Genomic DNA, 706 nt, shown 5'->3' with positions numbered 1-706 from the left:
TAACACCCGAAGTCGGTGAGGTAACCTTTAAGGGGCCAGCCGCCTAAGGTGGGATGGATGATTGGGGTGAAGTCGTAACAAGGTAGCCGTATCGGAAGGTGCGGCTGGATCACCTCCTTTCTAAGGATGAGTAAGTAACAGAGGGCGTCTAAAAGCGACTTGATTTTAGGAAACCAGCGCAGTATGCTTGCATACAAGATGGTTTATCTAAATCACAAGCTTTTAGCCCGAGTACAATTACGGTACAGTATCCTTTGTACTTACACGGAAGCACTTGGTAGTCTTGTTTAGTTTTGAGAGGGACGTGGGGCCTTAGCTCAGCTGGGAGAGCGCCTGCTTTGCACGCAGGAGGTCAGCGGTTCGATCCCGCTAGGCTCCATATCTAGGATACAAAGAGATGTTCGGAAGAGGACCATTTTGTATTCTAGTGACTAAGATAGTGTTCACGTAATTGAACACGACCTCATTTCTTAGGAAAAAAGATAAACTTCCTCGTGTCTATCATGACACTTGCGTCAGTTTCCTATTTTTCTACAGAACTGCCCAACAAGTTGGGACGGTCTTAGTATCTTAGAGATGGCTCATTGACAATTGAATAGCGCAACAAAAAAAGAAACCGAAACGCTGTAGAACATATTGAAAGAGTTTTTTAATAAGGTTAAGTTAGTAAGGGCGCACGGTGGATGCCTAGGCACTAGGAGCCGAT

General features: G+C 45.3%; 1 tRNA gene and 1 rRNA gene. Both read left to right on the top strand.

Annotation, left to right across the window (positions count from 1 at the left end):
* Window positions 1-120, top strand: a 16S ribosomal RNA gene (locus tag BMI76_RS10450); the annotation flags it as partial.
* A gap of 186 nt (window positions 121-306) precedes the next feature.
* Window positions 307-379: transfer RNA gene (locus BMI76_RS10445), tRNA-Ala, on the top strand.
* Window positions 380-706 lie beyond the last annotated feature (327 nt).

This window comes from Streptococcus sp. 'caviae' (genome assembly GCF_001937065.1).
Classification (GTDB): Bacteria; Bacillota; Bacilli; order Lactobacillales; family Streptococcaceae; genus Streptococcus.
This window is presented reverse-complemented; position numbering and strand designations above follow the sequence as displayed.